The sequence below is a fragment of the Burkholderia sp. HI4860 genome (genome assembly GCF_002223045.2).
Lineage (GTDB): Bacteria > Pseudomonadota > Gammaproteobacteria > Burkholderiales > Burkholderiaceae > Burkholderia.
On the sequence record NZ_NKFO02000003.1, the window covers coordinates 785,933 to 802,998 of the forward strand.

The following is a 17,066-nucleotide window of genomic DNA, read 5'->3' on the forward strand; positions in this document are numbered from 1 at the left end:
TTCCCGCCCGCCGCACGCGCAACCCGCGCCCAGGCACCCTCCTCGCGCCACCGGCCACGAACCCGATACGCCTTGCGGCGCAGTCCGACTGATGATCACGCAATCCTCGCCCGCCCCCCGAACCGCACCCGATTCCGATGCCCCGCTGTCGCTCGCCGACGCGCAGGCGCTCGCGTGCCGCTTCGCGGTGCCGGTCGACGCGTGTGACACGGTGACGCTGCGCGATGCACTCGACCGCGTGCTCGCGGCCGACGTGAACGCCCCGTTCGACATTCCCGCGTACGACAACTCGGCGATGGACGGCTATGCGTTCGACGGCAGTATGGGCACGCACGTATCGCCGCAAGCGGAGGTCACGCTGGCGGTCACCGGCACGGCGCTCGCCGGCCATCCGTTCGACGGCGCCGTGGCGGCCGGATCATGCGTGCGCATCATGACGGGCGCGCCGATGCCGGCCGGCTGCGACACGGTGATTCCGCAGGAACGCGTGCGCGTCGATGGCGACACGATCCACTTCGCCGCGCACGACATCGCGCGCGGCGCGAACTGCCGCAAGGCCGGCGAGGATCTCGCGCGCGGCGCGTGCGCGCTCGCCGCGGGCCGCATCCTGCGGCCGTCCGATCTCGGCCTGCTCGCGTCGTTTGGTGTCACCGAGGTTTCGGTGCGCCGGCGCGTGCGCGTCGCCGTGTTCTCCACCGGCGACGAACTGCGCGAGCCCGGCGAGCCGCTTAGCCCCGGCGCACTGTACGACAGCAACCGCGGGATGCTGATCGCGATGCTCGAAAGGCTGCATGTCGACGCGGTCGATCTCGGGATCGTCCGTGACGACCCGGCCGCGCTCGAAGCCGCCTTGCGCAGCGCGGTCGCCGCACAGGCCGACGCGGTGATCACGTCGGGTGGCGTATCGGTCGGCGAAGCCGACTTCACGCGCGACGTCATGGCACGGCTCGGCGACGTGACGTTCGCCAGCCTCGCGCTGCGCCCAGGCCGGCCGCTCGCATGCGGCACGCTCGCACGCGCCGCCGACGGCGCCGGTCACACGCTGTTCTTCGGGCTGCCCGGCAATCCGGTCGCGTCTGCCGTGACGTTCTACGCGATCGTGCGCCCCGCGCTGCTGACACTGGCCGGCGCGCAAGCGCAGCCGCCGGCGATGCATACCGCACTCAGCACGCAAGCGCTGAAGACCCGCCCGGGCCGCACCGACTACCTGCGCGGCATCGCGACGCGCGCCGCCGACGGCCGCTGGCACGTCACACCGGCCGGTTCGCAGAGTTCCGCGTCGCTGAGCGGTCTCTCGGCCGCCAACTGTTTCATCGTCCTGGGCCACGATACCGCGGCAGTCGACGCGGGCACCCCGGTCGACATCCTGCCGCTCGGCGGCCTGATCTGAATTCCACTATCGGTATATCTCTACGGGGGCAATCCGCACATGAAGAAACAAATTTCGTCGATCGCCGCGGGGCAGACCGCAAAAGCGCTGATCCTCGTCTACCTGACGTTCAGCGTCCCGATCGTGCTGCTTGGCATTCTCGTCGCCTACGTCCGCTACGGGATGGTCGAACTGAGCACGATCCTGAGCGCGCTGCTGCTGAACGCCATCCTCGGCTTCGTGCTGCTGTGGATCGCATGCCACGCGTACAACTGGGTCGCATCGCGCTTCGGCGGCATCGAGATCGTGCTGTCCGACCCGCCGGAAGAAGCGTGAGCGGCGCACCGCTGATCCGCGCGGCCCAGGCAGGCGACGTCGGCGCGATCCTCGCGCTGATGCGCGAACTGGCCGAGTTCGAGAAGCTCGCGCACCTGTTCGTCGCGACCGAGGCCGATCTCGCCGACGCGCTGTTCGGCGAGCACCCCGCCGCCGAGGCACGGGTGGCCGAGCACGACGGCGCGATCGTCGCGTATGCGCTGTTCTTCCACAATTACTCGACGTTCCTCGGCCGTCGCGGCCTCTATCTCGAGGACCTGTACGTGCAGCCGTCGCAGCGCGGCACGGGCCTCGGCACCGCGATGCTGCGCCACCTCGCCGCCCTGGCCGTCGAGCGCCGTTGCGGACGCTTCGAATGGTCGGTCCTCGACTGGAACCAGCCGGCGATCGATTTCTACGAAAAGATGGGCGCAACCGTGCTGCCCGACTGGCGCATCGTTCGCGTCACGGGCGACGCACTGGATACGCTTGCCGGGCATTGACCGCGAGCCGGCCACGCCGGCCATCGCGTCAAAAGAAAACGGGCGCCGCGGCGCCCGTTTTTGCTTTCCGGCCGATGTCGGCCATGTGCGTCATGCGTCGTCCGCATCGGCACCTTCGGCCCCTTCCGCACCCAGCAGCCCTGCCGCCGTATCGCCCGGCAGCGCTTCGACCTGCTTCAGCTTGCGGTTCATTACGCGCGTGCGCTGCTCGGCGGCCTCGATCGAGCGCGTGACCGTTTCGAGCTGCGACTTCGTGCGCGCGAGCACGTCGCCGAACTTGCCGAACTCCGTCTTCACCGCCCCGAGCACCTGCCACACCTCGCTCGACCGCTGCTCGATCGCGAGCGTACGGAAACCCATCTGCAGGCTGTTCAACAGTGCGGTGAGCGTCGTCGGGCCGGCAACCGTCACGCGATAGTCGCGCTGCAGCAGGTCGGTCAGCCCCGGGCGACGCAGGATCTCCGCATAGAGCCCCTCGGTCGGCAGGAACAGCAGCGCGAAATCGGTCGTGTGCGGCGGCGCCACATACTTCTCGGCGATCGTGCGCGCCTCCAGCCGCACGCGTGCCTCGAGCGCGCGGGCTGCTTCCTCGACCGCCACCGCATCCGCACGCTCCTGCGCGTCGATCAGCCGCTCGTAGTCCTCGCGCGGGAATTTCGCGTCGATCGGCAGCCACACGGGCGGCGCGTCACGCGTGCCGGCCTCGCGCCCCGGTAGCCGGATTGCGAACTCGACGCGTTCGCTGCTCTTCGGCACCGTCGCGACGTTCTTCGCGTACTGCTCGGGCGTCAGCATCTGTTCGAGCAGCGCCTCGAGCTGCACTTCGCCCCAGGTGCCGCGCGTCTTCACGTTGGTCAGCACCTTCTTCAGGTCGCCAACGCCTGCCGCGAGCGTCTGCATCTCGCCGAGCCCGCGATGCACCTGCTCGAGCCGGTCCGACACGAGCTTGAACGATTCGCCGAGCCGCTGCTCGAGCGTCGCGTGCAGTTTCTCGTCGACGGTGCGGCGCATCTCCTCGAGCTTCGCCGCGTTGTTCGTCTCGATTTCCTTCAGCCGCTGCTCGAGCGTCGCGCGCACCTCGCCGATCCGGCGGTCGTTCGCTTCGGTCAGTTGCGTGAGCTGCCGGTTCAACGTGTCGCCGAACAGCCTGAGCGCGCCCGTCTGCTCCTCGCGCGCCTGCTGCGCCTGGCGCTGCACGCTCTCGCGCATCGCGTCGAACTGCTGCGCATTGCCGGCGACGAGCTTGCCGAGCTGCTGGGCAAACCCCTCGATCTGGTTGTTCTGCACAGTGGCCACGCTCGTCAGTTGCGCGGCGAGCGTCTGCTGAAGCTGCGCGAAGCTGCCGGCCAGCTCGGTGCGCGAACCGCGCGCGTTCTCGACGATCTCGCCGCGCAATTCGCGTTCGAGCCGCTCGACTGCGCGCGCCTGCGCATGCGCGGCGTCCTCGATCTGGTCGCCGAGTATCGCCGCATCGTCGTGGCGGCCACCGTCACGCACGAGCGCGACGATCGCCACCGCAAGCGCGACGGCCAGCACGACGACCGCCGCAAGCAACAACGTCATCGTCATGCGCGCGGCTTCCCGATCACGTCAGGGTTGATCGGATTCGGCGGCTGCCCCGCGCGCGGCCCCTCGCCCAGCGCGGCGATCAGGTTGTCGGCGGCAAGGTTCGCCATCGCGCGGCGCGTCTTTTCGGTCGCGCTTGCGATATGCGGCGTCAGCACGACGTTCGGCACCTCGAGCAGTGCCGGATGGACCGTCGGCTCGCCCTCGTACACGTCGAGGCCGGCCGCGGCGATCGTCCCGTCGCGCAGCGCGACGGCCAGCGCCGCGTCGTCGACGATCCCGCCGCGCGCGATGTTGGTCAGCGTCGCGGTGGGCTTCATCTTCGCGAGCTCGGCCGCGCCGATCGTGTGATGGTTCTCCTTCGTGTACGGCAGCACGAGCACGACGTGATCGGCGCGGGCAAGCAGCGCGTCCTTCGACACGTATTCGGCATTGAGCTCGGCTTCGATCTCGGGTGCGACCCGCGACCGGTTGTGATAGATCACCTGCATCCCGAAGCCGCGCGCGCGGCGCGCGAGCGCCTGGCCGATGCGCCCCATCCCGATGACGCCGAGCGTCGAGCCGTAGATGTCGCTGCCGAGGAAACCGTCGTACGCCCACTTCTGCCAGTGGCCGGCGCGCAGCCAGTGCTCGGACTCGGCGATCCGGCGGGCCGCGGCCATCATCAGCGCCCAGCCGAAATCGGCGGTCGACTCGTTCAGCACATCGGGCGTGTTGGTGCCGAGCACGTTCGCCGCGTTGAACGCGGCCATGTCGAAATTGTTGTAGCCGACCGCCATGTTCGCCACGACGCGCAGGCGCGGCGCTGCCGCGAGCTCCGCCGCGCCGACCGGATCGCCGGCCGTCAGCGCGCCGTCCTTGTCGGCCAGACGCGCGGCAAGCGCGTCGGGCGCGAGTGCGTCGCCGTTGTTCCAGTCGACGTCGAAATACTGCTTGAGCCGCTCGATCACGTCCGGAAAGATCGGACGCGCGACCAGGATCTTCTGCATCGCCATCTCCGCATGCCACGGACGGATCGCCGCGCGCCATGCGCCGCCGGGACCGCCCGCTCTAGGTTGAAAATCGTCAGCTTACGCCGAGAAGAAGATCCACGACGTCAGCAGGAATACCGGTATCAGCACGACCAGCGCCCAGCCGAGATACGCGAAGAAGCTCGGCATCTTCACGCCGCGCGATTCGGCGATCGCCTTCACCATGAAGTTCGGCGCGTTGCCGATGTAGCTGTTCGCGCCCATGAATACCGCGCCCGCGGAAATCGCGGCCAGCGTCGACGCACCGGTCGTCATCAGCGACTGCGCATCGCCGCCCGCGAGGTTGAAGAACACGAGATAGGTCGGCGCATTGTCGAGGAACGACGACAGGATGCCGGTCGCCCAGAAGTACATCGCGTCGATCGGCTTGCCGTCCGGCCCCGTGACGAGATGGACGATCTGCGCGAATGCGCCGTCGGCACCGGCGCGCAGGATCACGATCACCGGCGCGATCGTCACGAAGATCCCGGCGAACAGCTTCGCGACTTCCTCGATCGGCGCCCAGTTGAACGCGTTGCCCTCGCGCGCGGAGCGCGGCGTCAGCGCGAGCGAGGCGAGCGTCACGCCTACGAGCGCGACGTCGCGCACGAGATTCTGCAGCGCGACGTGCGTGCCCCATACGTCGAACGTGACGCCGGGCTTCCACACGCCGCTCATCAGCACCAGGCCGATCACGGCCGCGAGCAGCACGAAATTGATCTTGCCGTCGATCGACAGCCGGTCGCTGTCGGGCGTCGGGTCGAGCGTGGCCGGCCGCTCCTCGCCGCCCTTCCGGTAGAAGTACGTATCGAGCACGAAGAACAGCGTCAGCAGCACCACGCAGATGAACAGCATCGGCAGTGCAAGGTGCGTGGTCGTCCAGAAGAAGCTCACGCCATTGAGGAAACCGAGGAACAGCGGCGGATCGCCGAGCGGCGACAGCGAGCCGCCCGCGTTCGCGACGAGGAAGATGAAGAAGATCACGACGTGCACGACATGCTTGCGGTTGTCGTTGGCGCGCAGCAGCGGCCGGATCAGCAGCATCGCGGCACCCGTCGTGCCCATCACGCTCGCGAGCAACGTGCCGAGCGCGAGGATCGCCGTGTTCAGCTTCGGCGTGCCGTGCAGGTTGCCGTTCACGCAGATGCCGCCCGCGACCGTATAGAGCGCGGTGAGCAGCACGATGAACGGGATGTATTCCTCGAGCAGCGCGTGCACGAGCGTGCCGAACGCGGTGCCCGCGCCGAACGCGAACGCGAACGGGACCAGGAACACGACCGCCCACCCGGCCGCGATCTTGCCGAAGTGGTGATGCCAGAACACGGGGGCGACGAGCGGGAACAGTGCGATGGACAGCAGGATCCCGGCGAACGGGATGCCCCAGAAAGCAGACAGCGTGGCACCGTCGAGCGTTGCGGCCGATGCAAGCGCAGGGACGGCGCCAAGCGCGATCCCCGACGCCATGCCCGCCCAGGCGGCATGTCGTTTCATGCAGAACTTCCTTGTTCGAGTGGTAGTGGATGCAGCGGGCGCGTCATGCGCCCCGTACGACGATCACATGAACGCGGTACGGGCCGTGCGCGCCGAGTACGATGGTTTGCTCGATATCGCCCGTGCGTGACGGGCCCGAGACGAAGTTGACCGCGCGCGGCAATTCGCCGCGCTCCGAGCGGATCAGCGCAAAGGCGTCTTCATGACCGGCGACGATCCGCGACGCGGGAACGATCGCGATGTGCGTTTCCGGCAACAGGCCGGCCGACGCGTAGGTGTCCGGGCCGGACAGCAGCACCAGCGAGCCCGTTTCCGCAGTCGCGCAAAAGCAGCCGGTAAGGCCGACCAGATCGCCGTCGCGCGGCTTGCGGCATTCGACCGACAGGCCTGCGCCCGCCCAGTCGAAATCGGCCAGCGTCCGCCACGCGACGGCCTGCGTCGGCAGGCCGTGAGCGCAAAGGTAGCGAGCCGCGGCGGCCGGTACGTCGGCAAGCGTCGCGACTTCGTCGACCGTCGTCGACAGGCGTGCCGCTTCGTCGACGAATGCCGCGACGAGATCGGCCGGCGCCGGCGGGCGCGGGCCCTCCGGATGACGGGCGAGATAATCGGCAATGCTGTCGCGCTCGGCCGCATCGGTTTCGGCCGCACGCCCCTGCGCCGCGCGAATGCGCGCGAGGATCTGGCGACGGGCAGCGGAAGTGTCCATGAACGGTCCTCGTGACGTTGGCGGGCGATACCGTCGGATTATACCGGCCGACCTCGCCGCCACGCAGTTTTGGCCGTTCGGCCGATGCTTACCTCGACGCGTCTTCGTCGACCGGCTGCGCGATGCCGAACACCTGGCGCAGGTAAGCCAGATACGCCTTGTCGTCGCACATGCTCTTGCCCGGCGAATCCGACAGCTTCGCGACCGGCTGGCCATTGCAGCGGACCATCTTGATCACGATCTGCAGCGGCACGTAGCCGAGATCGTTGGTAAGGTTCGTGCCGACGCCGAACGCGAGCTTGCAGCGGCCGCGGAAACGTTCGTACAACTGCATGACCTTCGGGATGTCGAGTGCGTCCGAGAACACGAGCACTTTGGTCCGCGGGTCGCAACGGTTCATCTCGTAATGACGCAGCATCCGCTCGCCCCATTCGAACGGATCGCCCGAATCGTGGCGCGCGCCGTCGAACAGCTTGCAGAAGTACATGTCGAAGTCGTTCAGGAATGCATCCATCCCGTAGACGTCCGACAGCGCGATCCCGAGGTCGCCGCGATATTCCTTCGCCCACATCTCGAAGCCGTAGATCTGCGAATCGCGCAGCCGCGGGCCGAGTGCCTGGCAGGCCTGAAGATACTCGTGCGCCATCGTGCCGAGCGGCGTGATGCCGTGCTTCATCGCATACAGCACGTTGCTGGTGCCCGCGAACTGCGGGCCGAGGCCGTCGCGCAGCGTAAGCGCGACCTCCTCGTGCCAGACCTTCGAGAAGCGCCGGCGCGTGCCGTAGTCGGCGATCTTGCAGTCGGCGAACTCGGGCTTCGCACCGAGCAGCTTGATCTTCTCGCGCAGCCGTTCGCGGCCTTCGCGATAGTCGGGCTCGCGCTGGGTATTGCGGAAATACACTTCGTTGACGATCGCGAGCACCGGGATCTCGAACAGGATCGTGTGCAGCCACGGCCCCGTGATCTCGATGTCGATTTCACCGTTGCCCTTCGGCGACGGCGTGATCGAAATGTACTTCTCGTTCAGGTGGAACAGCGCGAGGAAGTCGACGAAATCGCTCTTGATGAAGCGCATCCGCCGCAGGTAGTCGAGTTCGACGTCGGAAAAGCGCAGCGCGCACAGGCCGCGCACCTCGTCGCGAATCTCGTCGATGTACGGCACGAGATCGACGCCGGGCGTGCGGCACCGGAAACGGTATTCGACGCTTGCAGCGGGGAAGTGATGCAGGACGACCTGCATCATCGTGAACTTGTAGAGATCCGTGTCGAGCAGCGAAGTGATGATCATGATGACGGCAGCGCCAATATCGTGACCGGGCCCCGGCGCACCGCGCGCCGCCCGGTCTGCCGGCCATGTTACCCGAATGCGGGCCCGACCATCGTGAAACCGCCTGCCGCCCCGCTCCGGCCGCACTGCCCGTTCCGGCGTATCGGGCATGCACTGCCGCTGGGGCGTCCCTGCGGCGCCCGCTGGACGGTCCCATAAACTAATCACGAAACGATATAAGCCGGATAGCCGACCACGCCATGCGGGTTTTGCGCTTCAGTTACAATGCCGGTTTTGGCGCAAACGCCACCCCATATATACCGCCAAGCAGGAGCGTTTTAATGACTCACGTTGTGACCGAAGGCTGCATCAAGTGCAAATACACGGACTGCGTGGATGTGTGCCCGGTGGATTGCTTCCGTGAAGGTCCCAACTTTCTCGCCATCGATCCGGACGAGTGCATCGACTGCGCCGTGTGCGTCGCCGAGTGCCCGACCAATGCGATCTATGCCGAAGAAGACGTTCCGGGCGACCAGCAGCAGTTCACCGCGCTGAACGCCGAGCTGGCGAAGGACTGGCCGTCGATCACGAAGACCAAGCCGGCACCCGCCGACGCGGACGAGTGGAAGGACGTGCAGGACAAGCTGCACCTCCTCGAGCGCTGATCGCGCAGCGGCCGCAGAGATTTTTTTGTGCGCCGCGGCTCAAAAGTATTGACGACCTGATCAACGCTCCATATAATCTCATTTCTCTGCTGTTGTTGTTTGTTCCCCGATAGCTCAGTCGGTAGAGCGCCGGACTGTTAATCCGTAGGTCCCTGGTTCGAGCCCAGGTCGGGGAGCCAAAAACGCAAAGGCCCGTTGAAAGTGGACGGGCTTTTTGCTGGTAGACAAACACGCATGCAGATGTACCGATTTATTCCCCGATAGCTCAGTCGGTAGAGCGCCGGACTGTTAATCCGTAGGTCCCTGGTTCGAGCCCAGGTCGGGGAGCCAAATAGCGAAAGGCCCGTCATTCGACGGGCCTTTTGTTTTTCCGGCCCACCATTCGGCTTTCGTCGTCCGGTCGCGCGCGCATGCTAGAGTCTCTGTCCCGCATTCGCATCCGGTTCCGTCGATGAAGCACCGCCTCCTCCGCTCAGCCCCCTTCGCCCTCCTGCTTTCCGCGTTCGCCGCGGCGCCGCTCGCGCACGCGGAGGAAGTCGGCAGCGTCAACACCCATTTCCGCGTCACGGGCTCCGATCGCGTGGTCGTCGAGGCGTATGACGATCCGATCGTGAACGGCGTGACCTGCTACGTGTCGCGCGCCCGCACCGGCGGGATCAAGGGCACGCTCGGCGTCGCCGAGGATCCGAGCGAAGCGTCGATCGCATGCCGGCAGGTCGGCCTGATCAGCTTCAAGGAGCCGCTCAAGCAGCAGACCGACGTGTTCAGCGAGCGCATGTCGTTCATCTTCAAGACCCTGCACGTCGTGCGCGTGGTCGACACCAAGCGCAACACGATCGTCTACCTGACCTACAGCGACCGCATCGTCAGCGGCAGCCCGAAGAATGCCGTCACCGCGGTACCGATGCCGGCCGGCACGACGATTCCGGTCAAGTAAAGCCCGCGCCTGCCGGGCGCGCGAGCGATACACTGTCGATTCGACCGCTCCCGCGCCCGATCATGTCCGCCACCCGCCTTCCCGACTCCGCACGCTACTGGCGCACGCCGCTGCTGCCGGACGCGGACCTCCTCACGGCCACCTATCGCGATCATGCGTTCGCCCCCCACTGGCACGACGCGTACACGATCCCCGTGATTCTCGAAGGTGCGGAGCGCTACACGTATCGCGGCAGCGGCTATGTCGCCGAAACCGGCTCCGTGCCCGTCATCAATCCCGGCGAGGTGCATACGGGGTCGCGCGCGGCCGAGGAAGGCTGGTGCTATCGCGTCAGCTACATACCGGTCGAATTCATCCACGAACTCGCCAATGCGATCGCCGGCCGCCCGCAGGACCCGCCGTGGTTCGCGCCCGACGTGATTCGCGACGCCGATCTTGCGGCCAGGCTCACGCTGGCGCACCGGATGATGGAGGCCGGCAGCGAGCGCGCACTGACCTTGCAGACGCACGGGCAGCCGGCGCATGATCCGGCGAGCGGCGCACCGCGCGCCTACGATCCGCTCGCCGCCGAAACGGCGATGCTCGATGCGTTGTCGACGCTGATCGTGCGCCATGCCGACGCACAGCCGCGACCGGCGCCGCTCGCGGCGGACGAACCGCGCGTCGACGTCATGCGCGAGCGGCTCGCCGCCGACCTCGTGTGCACGGTGACGCTCGACGAAGTCGCGCAGGCGGTCGGCCTGTCCCCATTTCACGCGGCGCGCCTGTTCACCCGCACGACCGGCATGCCGCCGCATGCGTGGCGCAACCAGTTGCGCTTGCAGCGCGCGCTGGCGCCGCTGCGCGCGGGCGTGCCCGTCGCCGACGTCGCGGCGGCCAGCGGCTTCGTCGACCAAAGCCACTTCACCCGGCATTTCAAACGCATGTTCGGCGTGCCGCCCGGGCGCTGGCAGGCGAGCTGACGCGCAGCGTCCGGGACGCCATCGCGATACCGCCGTCCCGCAAGCGCAAGAACATACAAGCCGGCACACCCCTTGCCCGCTATCCTCCCGTTCATGGAGGAGCACCCTTTGAATCCGATACCCGCATCGCCTGCCCGCCGCCCATTGAACGAATGGCTCGACGGTGCGCGCGACACGATCCCGATGATGATCGGCGCCGCCCCGTTCGGCGTGATTTTCGGCACGCTCGTCGGCGGCGGCCCGCTCGCCGCATGGCATGGCGCACTGATGTCGCTCGCCGTGTTCGCGGGCTCCGCGCAGTTCATCGCGCTCGGCCTGATCGCGGGCAGCGCGAGCTTCGTCGTCGTGCTCGCGACCACACTGATCGTGAACCTGCGTCACCTGCTGTACAGCGCGACGCTTGCGCCCTATGTCGCCCACCTGCCGCTGCGCTGGCGTGCGACGCTCGGCGCACTGATGACCGACGAGGTGTTCGCGGTCGCCTACGCGCACTACCGGCATTTCCCGCCGGGCGCGATCGGCCCCCACTACTTCTTCGGCTCAGGGCTCGCGATGTACTTGAACTGGCAGGTCTGGACGCTCGCGGGCATCGGCTTCGGCGCGGCATTCCCGGGCCTGCAGTCGCTCGGCCTCGATTTCGCGATGGCGGCGACCTTCATCGCGATCGTCGTCCCGCAACTCGGCACGCCGCGCTATTTCGCGGCAGCCGTGACGGCCGGCACGCTCGCGTACTTCTGGCAGGGCTGGCCGTACAAGCTCGGGCTGCTCGGCGCGGTCGCCGCTGGCGTCGCGGTCGGCGTCGCGCTCACGTTGCGGCACGAACGCACGCGCGCCGGCTCGCGCACGGAGGCTGCATCGTGAGCTACGCGCTGCTGATCCTCGGGATGGCCGTCATCACGTACGCGATCCGCTCGACGCTGTTCCTGTTCGGCGAACGGCTGACCTTCCCGCCGCTCGTGCGGACCGCGCTCGGCTTCGTGCCCGTCACCGTGCTCACCGCGATCATCGTGCCGATGGTCGTCTCGCCGCACGGCGGCACCGCCGAGCTGACCTGGCGCAATCCACAGCTCGTCGGCGCGCTCGCCGCCGTGCTCGTGTCGGCCGCCACCCGCCGCCCGCTCGTGACGATCGCGGTGGGGCTCGCGGTATTCTTTTTCTGGCAAGGGGTCGTGCTGCCCCACTGGCTGCCCGCCTGAGCAAACGCTCGGTCGCGCGCGCTCAAGTTTCCGCCCGGCGCGCCGATATAGGGAATGAATACCCGCCACCGGCCTCGGCGCGCACCGGTCAGTCGACGCTGCGCCCGTCCCGGTGCGCCGTGCCGGCCGCCGGCTTGCACGGGCCGCCATCGAGACGATTCATGGGCCAGATCACCCTTTCCCTCAAGGACGACACACTCGAGTCGCTGCGCAAGGACTACGACGCGTTCGTCCGCGTATCGCTGAAACTCGATCCGCAGTTCGCGACGCCGTCGTTCGAGGATTTCCTGCGCGCCAAGCTGCTCGACAACATGGTGCCGCTGACCGAACACGCGGTGCAGCGGATGCTGCAGGGCGGCCAGTACGCGTGGGCAAAACGCACGCTCGACAAGGAATTTCCGGACGTCGTCGCGATCCTGATGCGACAGGCCGGCGAATTCGGCTTCGGCTTCGCATCGCGCTCCGAATGGACCCCCGACGAACTCGCGAAGGCATGCCGCGACTGGGCAAAAGCGATCGTCGCCGAAGCGCAGGCCGATCCGTCATTGGTCGATCCGCTCGCCTCGCAGATCAAGGGAGCGGCGCAAGACATCCAGACGCTCGAGGAATTGATGCAGACGCCTGCGTGGCGGCTCGCGGAATCGCTGCGACAACGGGTCTACGAGGCCAAGCTCGCATGCGAGATGAGCGTCGGCAGCACCGCGCGCGACAAGCTCGGCGAACTGCGCGGGCTGCTGCGGCTCGGGCTCGCGCACGGCTCGTTCCAGAAGCAGGAAGCGCAGCAGATCATGGAGTACCTGCGGCTGCTGAAGCCGGAGATCTTCGTCGAGGAACCGTACGACGTCTTCGCCCGGCTCGCCGCGTGGCTGCGCAGCGTATTCACCCCGGCTGCCGTGCGGCCGGCACCGGGTCAGCCGGGCCAAGGACAAAGCCAACGGCAGCGGTAACGGCGCGCCCGATCGCATCGACCCATGAAAGCAGCCCGGTCCGCGCAACGCGAACCGGGCCGCCGGACGGCCGCCGTCGCGACGCGCCGTCGAGGGCGAGCGTCGCGCGGCGCCTGCCACCGCTTACTGCGTGGCGCCCTGGGCCGATGCGCCGCCTTCCGCGCCGACCGACGCACCGCCTTCGGTTGCTTCGCCGGCCTTCGCCTTGGCCGAGCCGACATGGCTCTTGGCCGACTTCGCCGCGTGCTTCGTGTGCTTCTTGGCCGAGTGGACGGCCGACGACGTCGACTCCTTCGCGCCATCGGCTGCCGCGCCGACTGCATCGGTTGCACCGCCGGCGGCATTGCCCGACGCATTCGCGCCCGCACCGCCCTGCATGCCGGCACCGGCCGCCGGCGTCTGCGCCTGCACGCCGGCACCGGCTGCGCCCTGCACCGCCGTACCCGTCTGGGCAAATGCGGCCGAGGTGGCGAACGCCGTCAACGCGGCACCGATCAGCATCGTACGAATCTTGGACATGGCAATTCTCCTCAGGAAGTTGTTCGCCCGAACCGCAGCGATGCGGTCCGTTGCGTCCCCCGCCGCAACACGCAGCAGGTACGACAAAAGACCCGCAGCCCGCGCGGCCGGTTCTCGAATCTCTCAGACTGTTACCCACCGTTTCATTTGCTGACGAATGGCTCACACTCCCTAACAACTGCGGGCAGCAGCCGGCCGCGCTCGCGCGCCGGCCCGCGGTGCCGTATCATGCGAGGCGATTCCTCCCGCGCAATGCGCACCTCCCTCGTCATGCCCAATCTGGATTTCACGCTGACCGGCGAATACGTCGAGCTGCACAACCTCCTCAAGATCACCGGCCTCGCGGACAGCGGCGGCACCGCGAAGCTGATCGTCGCGTCCGGCGCGGTGAAAGTCGACGGCGCGGTCGAACTGCGCAAGACCTGCAAGATCCGCGCGGGCCAGGTCGTCCTGCTCGGCGACACGCGCATTGCCGTGCGCGAAGCCTAGGGCCGACGGTTCCCCCTGCCTGCGACATGGCCATCGGCGCGCGCGTTCGACACCGTTCGAATAAAGCCGTAAGCTAGCCGTCTCTCAAAATAAATACATATAGCGCGGGCCCGCACCCGCGCGAGCGCCCATTCCATGTCGCATTCCGGTCTTACGCGGACGGCCGCCGCGCCGCCGTCCCTGTCCAGTCATGCCGCCGATACCGCGCGCCTTGCTGCGCCGCTCGCGATCGCGCAGCTCTCGCAGATGGCGATGAGCGTCACCGACACGGTGCTGCTCGGCTCGCTCGGCCCCGATTCGCTCGCGGCGGGCGGGCTCGGCGCGAACTTCTTCTTCGTCATCGTGACCGTGCTGCAAGGCGTGCTGTCGTCGGTCAGCGTCAGCGTCGCGCATGCGCGCGGCGCCAAGGCCGACGAGCGCGTCCCGCACATCTACTGGACCGGCTTCGCGCTGTCCGTGCTGCTCGCGATTCCGGCCATCATCGCGCTGTCGCTGTCGGAACCGATCCTGCTGATGTTCCATGAGCCGCCGCTGCTCGCGCATCATGTCGGCGAATACACGGGCATCCTGCGCTTCGCCGCGCTCGGCAGCCTGATCGGCGTCGGGCTGATGCGCGCGTTCCTGCCCGCGATCGGCGCGGCGCGCCGGTTGCTGTGGGTGTCGATCGGCGGCGTCGGCGTGAACGGCGTGCTGAACTACGGGCTGATCCACGGCGCGTTCGGGCTGCCGCGCCTCGGCTTCCTCGGTTCGGCCGTCGCAACGACGATCACGATCTGGCTCACCGCATTCGCCCTGATCTGGCTGCTGCACGGCCGGCAGCGCTTCCGTCATTTCGTCACCGCCGCCCGCCCGAAGCTGCCGCTGATGGGCGAGTTGATCGGCATCGGCTGGCCCGTCGCGATCACGTACGGGGTCGAGTCGACACTGTTCCTCGCGACCGGCCTGACGGTCGGCGTGCTCGGCGCGACGTCGCTGGCCGCGCACCAGATCGCGCTGAACGTCGCGTCGGTGGCGTTCATGGTGCCGCTCGCGATCGGCCAGGCCGCCAACGTGCGGGTCGGTTACTGGGTCGGCGCAGGGGCGCCCCTCGCCGCGCGGCATGCCGGCTTCGTCGCACTCGGCCTCGGTGTCGCGTTCATGACGCTGTCGGGCATCGTGCTGATCGTCGCGCCGCATGCGATCGTCGGCCTGTACCTGGACCTCGACGATCCGGCCAACGCGGCCACCGTGTCGCTCGCCGCGTCGCTGCTCGGCATCGCCGCGGTGTTCCAGATCGTCGACGGCGCGCAGACCGTCGGGTCGGGTGCGCTGCGCGGCCTGAAGGACACGCGCATCCCGATGCTCGCGGCCACCCTCGGCTACTGGGGCATCGGCTTTCCGACCGGCTACTGGTTCGCGTTCCACGTGGGCCTCGGCGCCCGCGGCCTCTGGTGGGGCCTCGCGGCCGGACTCGCCAGCGTGGCCGTGCTGATGGCGTGGCGCTTCCATCTGAAGAGCGCGTCGCTCGTGACGTCGCCGCACTGAACGCGACAAGACGCGAAATCCGGGCCGGCGCTATGCTAGTCGGCTGAAGATCCCGAGACGCCGCGCAAGCGGCGCGACTGCCTCACGATACGTCTGATTACGTCTGATGCCGCGCGACCACGCGCGGCCTTTCCCCTTTTCTGGAGGAGTGGATCATGAACGAAGCAGTTCGGATGGAACGCGATACGTTCGGCGAGATCGCCGTGCCGGCCGACCGGCTCTGGGGCGCGCAGACCGAGCGCTCGCTGCAGAATTTCCGGATCTCGACCGAGAAGCAGTCGCCCGAGCTGATCCACGCGCTCGCGATCGTCAAGCGCGCCGCGGCGGCCGTGAACCAGTCGCTCGGCGTGCTGGCCGACGACAAGGCGCGCGCGATCATCGACGCGGCCGACGAGATCATCGCCGGCAAGCATCCGCGCGAATTCCCGCTCGCCGTATGGCAGACGGGCTCCGGCACGCAGACCAACATGAACCTCAACGAGGTGATCGCGAATCGGGCGAGCGAACTGATGGGCGGCGAGCGCGGCGAAGCGCGCAAGGTTCATCCGAACGACGACGTGAACCGCGGCCAGTCGTCGAACGACGTCTTCCCGACCGCGATGCACGTCGCGGCCGCGTACGCGATCGTCAACCACCTGCTGCCGGCGCTGCGCACGCTGCGCACGACGCTCGACGCGAAGTCGAAGGCGTTCGCCGACATCGTGAAGATCGGCCGCACGCACCTGCAGGACGCGACGCCGCTCACGCTCGGCCAGGAGTTTTCCGGTTACGTCGCGCAGCTCGACCAGGGCATCCGTCACGTCGAATCGGCATTGCCGCACCTGTACGAACTCGCGCTCGGCGGCACCGCGGTCGGCACGGGGCTGAACGCGCATCCGGAGTTCGCGGTGCGCGTCGCCGATGAAATCGGCCGGCTCGCGAAGCTGCCGTTCGTGACGGCGCCGAGCAAGTTCGAGGTGATGGCAGCGGCCGATGCGCTGGTGTTCGCACACGGCGCGCTGAAGACGGTCGCGGCCGGCCTGATGAAGATCGCGAACGATGTCCGCTGGCTCGCGAGCGGGCCGCGCTGCGGGCTCGGCGAACTGTCGATTCCTGAAAACGAGCCGGGCAGCTCGATCATGCCGGGCAAGGTGAACCCGACGCAGTCCGAAGCCGTAACGATGCTCTGCTGTCAGGTGTTCGGCAACGACGTCGCGGTCAACGTCGGTGGCGCAAGCGGCAATTTCGAGCTGAACGTGTTCCGGCCGATGATCGCGCACAACGTGCTGCAGTCGGTGCGGCTGCTCGCCGACGGCGCGCAAAGCTTCAACGACCATTGCGCGGTGGGCATCGAGCCGAACCGCTCGCGGATCGACCTGCTGCTGAACGAATCGCTGATGCTGGTGACGGCGCTCAATCCGCACATCGGCTACGACAAGTCGGCGCAGATCGCGAAGAAGGCGCACAAGGAAGGCACGACGCTGAAGGCGGCCGCGCTCGCGCTCGGCTACCTGACCGAGGCGGAATTCGATGCGTGGGTACGTCCCGAGCAGATGATCGGGTCGCAGTAACGGCAGTAACGGCAGGAAGAGGCAGGATGACGGGCGCGGCGCGATGCGCG

Annotated in this window: 18 protein-coding genes and 2 tRNA genes; 14 read left to right on the top strand and 6 right to left on the bottom strand. The window is 67.7% G+C overall.

Features of this window, described 5'->3' with window-relative positions; genetic code table 11:
• Window positions 1-91: 91 nt before the first annotated feature.
• Genes glp through CFB34_RS18875 form a run of 3 tightly spaced genes read left to right on the top strand, consistent with a single transcriptional unit; the run spans window position 92 to window position 2,187 of the window.
• A complete protein-coding gene (gene glp, locus CFB34_RS18865; RefSeq protein ID WP_089439533.1) occupies window positions 92-1,390 on the top strand; it encodes a gephyrin-like molybdotransferase Glp in 1,299 nt (432 codons plus the stop codon).
• A 39-nt stretch (window positions 1,391-1,429) separates the two neighbouring features.
• Window positions 1,430-1,705, top strand: coding sequence for a hypothetical protein (locus tag CFB34_RS18870; RefSeq protein ID WP_006401288.1), 276 nt, complete (start codon window positions 1,430-1,432; stop codon window positions 1,703-1,705).
• The gene (locus tag CFB34_RS18875) at window positions 1,702-2,187 is read left to right on the top strand and encodes a GNAT family N-acetyltransferase (protein ID WP_089439532.1); all 486 of its coding nucleotides are present in this window, start codon (window positions 1,702-1,704) and stop codon (window positions 2,185-2,187) included. The genes CFB34_RS18870 and CFB34_RS18875 overlap by 4 nt, the downstream gene beginning before the upstream one ends.
• A 90-nt stretch (window positions 2,188-2,277) precedes the next feature.
• On the opposite strand, the gene rmuC is transcribed toward CFB34_RS18875, so the two are convergent.
• From rmuC to pncB, 5 genes are all read right to left on the bottom strand, one after another.
• Complete coding sequence (gene rmuC / locus CFB34_RS18880; RefSeq protein ID WP_089439531.1) at window positions 2,278-3,756, bottom strand: DNA recombination protein RmuC; 1,479 nt, start codon at window positions 3,754-3,756, stop codon at window positions 2,278-2,280.
• On the bottom strand, window positions 3,753-4,742 hold the full coding sequence (locus CFB34_RS18885; protein ID WP_043183100.1) for a D-glycerate dehydrogenase: 990 nt from the start codon (window positions 4,740-4,742) through the stop codon (window positions 3,753-3,755). The genes rmuC and CFB34_RS18885 overlap by 4 nt, the downstream gene beginning before the upstream one ends.
• Window positions 4,743-4,823: 81 nt before the next feature.
• Window positions 4,824-6,254, bottom strand: coding sequence for a sodium:proton antiporter (locus CFB34_RS18890; protein WP_089439530.1), 1,431 nt, complete (start codon window positions 6,252-6,254; stop codon window positions 4,824-4,826).
• Window positions 6,255-6,297: 43 nt separating this feature from the next.
• A complete protein-coding gene (locus tag CFB34_RS18895; RefSeq protein ID WP_089439529.1) occupies window positions 6,298-6,960 on the bottom strand; it encodes a lactate utilization protein C in 663 nt (220 codons plus the stop codon).
• Between the two features lie 88 nt (window positions 6,961-7,048).
• Window positions 7,049-8,248 carry a nicotinate phosphoribosyltransferase gene (pncB, locus tag CFB34_RS18900; protein ID WP_089439528.1) on the bottom strand — a complete coding sequence of 400 codons (1,200 nt, stop codon included), beginning with the start codon at window positions 8,246-8,248 and terminating at the stop codon, window positions 7,049-7,051.
• A gap of 320 nt (window positions 8,249-8,568) precedes the next feature.
• Between pncB and fdxA the strand changes: the two genes are divergently transcribed.
• From fdxA to CFB34_RS18940, 8 genes are all read left to right on the top strand, one after another.
• Window positions 8,569-8,892: a ferredoxin FdxA gene (fdxA, locus tag CFB34_RS18905; protein WP_011351384.1), complete on the top strand. Its 324-nt coding sequence runs from the start codon at window positions 8,569-8,571 to the stop codon at window positions 8,890-8,892.
• A gap of 103 nt (window positions 8,893-8,995) precedes the next feature.
• Window positions 8,996-9,071, top strand: a tRNA-Asn gene (locus tag CFB34_RS18910).
• Between the two features lie 75 nt (window positions 9,072-9,146).
• A tRNA-Asn gene (locus CFB34_RS18915) sits at window positions 9,147-9,222 on the top strand.
• A gap of 121 nt (window positions 9,223-9,343) precedes the next feature.
• A complete protein-coding gene (locus CFB34_RS18920) occupies window positions 9,344-9,829 on the top strand; it encodes a CreA family protein (protein ID WP_089439526.1) in 486 nt (161 codons plus the stop codon).
• A 62-nt stretch (window positions 9,830-9,891) separates the two neighbouring features.
• Complete coding sequence (locus tag CFB34_RS18925) at window positions 9,892-10,791, top strand: AraC family transcriptional regulator (RefSeq protein WP_089439525.1); 900 nt, start codon at window positions 9,892-9,894, stop codon at window positions 10,789-10,791.
• 93 nt (window positions 10,792-10,884) lie between these two features.
• Entirely contained in the window at window positions 10,885-11,652 is a 768-nt protein-coding gene (locus CFB34_RS18930; protein WP_089439524.1) for an AzlC family ABC transporter permease, read from the top strand.
• A complete protein-coding gene (locus CFB34_RS18935; RefSeq protein WP_089424828.1) occupies window positions 11,649-11,987 on the top strand; it encodes an AzlD domain-containing protein in 339 nt (112 codons plus the stop codon). Before CFB34_RS18930 ends, CFB34_RS18935 begins: the two co-directional genes overlap by 4 nt.
• Window positions 11,988-12,148: 161 nt before the next feature.
• Window positions 12,149-12,934 carry a DUF4088 family protein gene (locus tag CFB34_RS18940; RefSeq protein WP_089439523.1) on the top strand — a complete coding sequence of 262 codons (786 nt, stop codon included), beginning with the start codon at window positions 12,149-12,151 and terminating at the stop codon, window positions 12,932-12,934.
• 123 nt (window positions 12,935-13,057) lie between these two features.
• On the opposite strand, the gene CFB34_RS18945 is transcribed toward CFB34_RS18940, so the two are convergent.
• Window positions 13,058-13,453 (bottom strand): hypothetical protein, encoded by a 396-nt coding sequence (locus CFB34_RS18945; RefSeq protein WP_089439522.1) that lies wholly within the window; start codon window positions 13,451-13,453, stop codon window positions 13,058-13,060.
• 270 nt (window positions 13,454-13,723) lie between these two features.
• Between CFB34_RS18945 and CFB34_RS18950 the strand changes: the two genes are divergently transcribed.
• The 3 genes from CFB34_RS18950 (at window position 13,724) to fumC (ending at window position 17,016) form a co-directional block, all read left to right on the top strand.
• Complete coding sequence (locus CFB34_RS18950) at window positions 13,724-13,942, top strand: RNA-binding S4 domain-containing protein (RefSeq protein WP_006486208.1); 219 nt, start codon at window positions 13,724-13,726, stop codon at window positions 13,940-13,942.
• Window positions 13,943-14,077: 135 nt separating this feature from the next.
• Window positions 14,078-15,466, top strand: coding sequence for a multidrug efflux MATE transporter NorM (norM, locus tag CFB34_RS18955; protein ID WP_089439521.1), 1,389 nt, complete (start codon window positions 14,078-14,080; stop codon window positions 15,464-15,466).
• Between the two features lie 155 nt (window positions 15,467-15,621).
• A complete protein-coding gene (gene fumC / locus CFB34_RS18960) occupies window positions 15,622-17,016 on the top strand; it encodes a class II fumarate hydratase (RefSeq protein WP_047850516.1) in 1,395 nt (464 codons plus the stop codon).
• Window positions 17,017-17,066 lie beyond the last annotated feature (50 nt).

Bases quoted from the DNA above. Each gene is read 5' to 3' on its own strand.
- CFB34_RS18870 (WP_006401288.1), top strand. From the start codon at position 1,430: ATGAAGAAACAAATTTCGTCGATCGCCGCGGGGCAGACCGCAAAAGCG.
- CFB34_RS18885 (WP_043183100.1), bottom strand. From the start codon at position 4,742: ATGCAGAAGATCCTGGTCGCGCGTCCGATCTTTCCGGACGTGATCGAG.
- norM (WP_089439521.1), top strand. From the start codon at position 14,078: ATGTCGCATTCCGGTCTTACGCGGACGGCCGCCGCGCCGCCGTCCCTG.
- CFB34_RS18925 (WP_089439525.1), top strand. From the start codon at position 9,892: ATGTCCGCCACCCGCCTTCCCGACTCCGCACGCTACTGGCGCACGCCG.
- CFB34_RS18930 (WP_089439524.1), top strand. From the start codon at position 10,885: ATGGAGGAGCACCCTTTGAATCCGATACCCGCATCGCCTGCCCGCCGC.
- CFB34_RS18895 (WP_089439529.1), bottom strand. From the start codon at position 6,960: ATGGACACTTCCGCTGCCCGTCGCCAGATCCTCGCGCGCATTCGCGCG.
- CFB34_RS18890 (WP_089439530.1), bottom strand. From the start codon at position 6,254: ATGAAACGACATGCCGCCTGGGCGGGCATGGCGTCGGGGATCGCGCTT.
- CFB34_RS18920 (WP_089439526.1), top strand. From the start codon at position 9,344: ATGAAGCACCGCCTCCTCCGCTCAGCCCCCTTCGCCCTCCTGCTTTCC.
- rmuC (WP_089439531.1), bottom strand. From the start codon at position 3,756: ATGACGATGACGTTGTTGCTTGCGGCGGTCGTCGTGCTGGCCGTCGCG.
- pncB (WP_089439528.1), bottom strand. From the start codon at position 8,248: ATGATCATCACTTCGCTGCTCGACACGGATCTCTACAAGTTCACGATG.
- glp (WP_089439533.1), top strand. From the start codon at position 92: ATGATCACGCAATCCTCGCCCGCCCCCCGAACCGCACCCGATTCCGAT.
- CFB34_RS18940 (WP_089439523.1), top strand. From the start codon at position 12,149: ATGGGCCAGATCACCCTTTCCCTCAAGGACGACACACTCGAGTCGCTG.
- fdxA (WP_011351384.1), top strand. From the start codon at position 8,569: ATGACTCACGTTGTGACCGAAGGCTGCATCAAGTGCAAATACACGGAC.
- CFB34_RS18945 (WP_089439522.1), bottom strand. From the start codon at position 13,453: ATGTCCAAGATTCGTACGATGCTGATCGGTGCCGCGTTGACGGCGTTC.
- fumC (WP_047850516.1), top strand. From the start codon at position 15,622: ATGAACGAAGCAGTTCGGATGGAACGCGATACGTTCGGCGAGATCGCC.
- CFB34_RS18950 (WP_006486208.1), top strand. From the start codon at position 13,724: ATGCCCAATCTGGATTTCACGCTGACCGGCGAATACGTCGAGCTGCAC.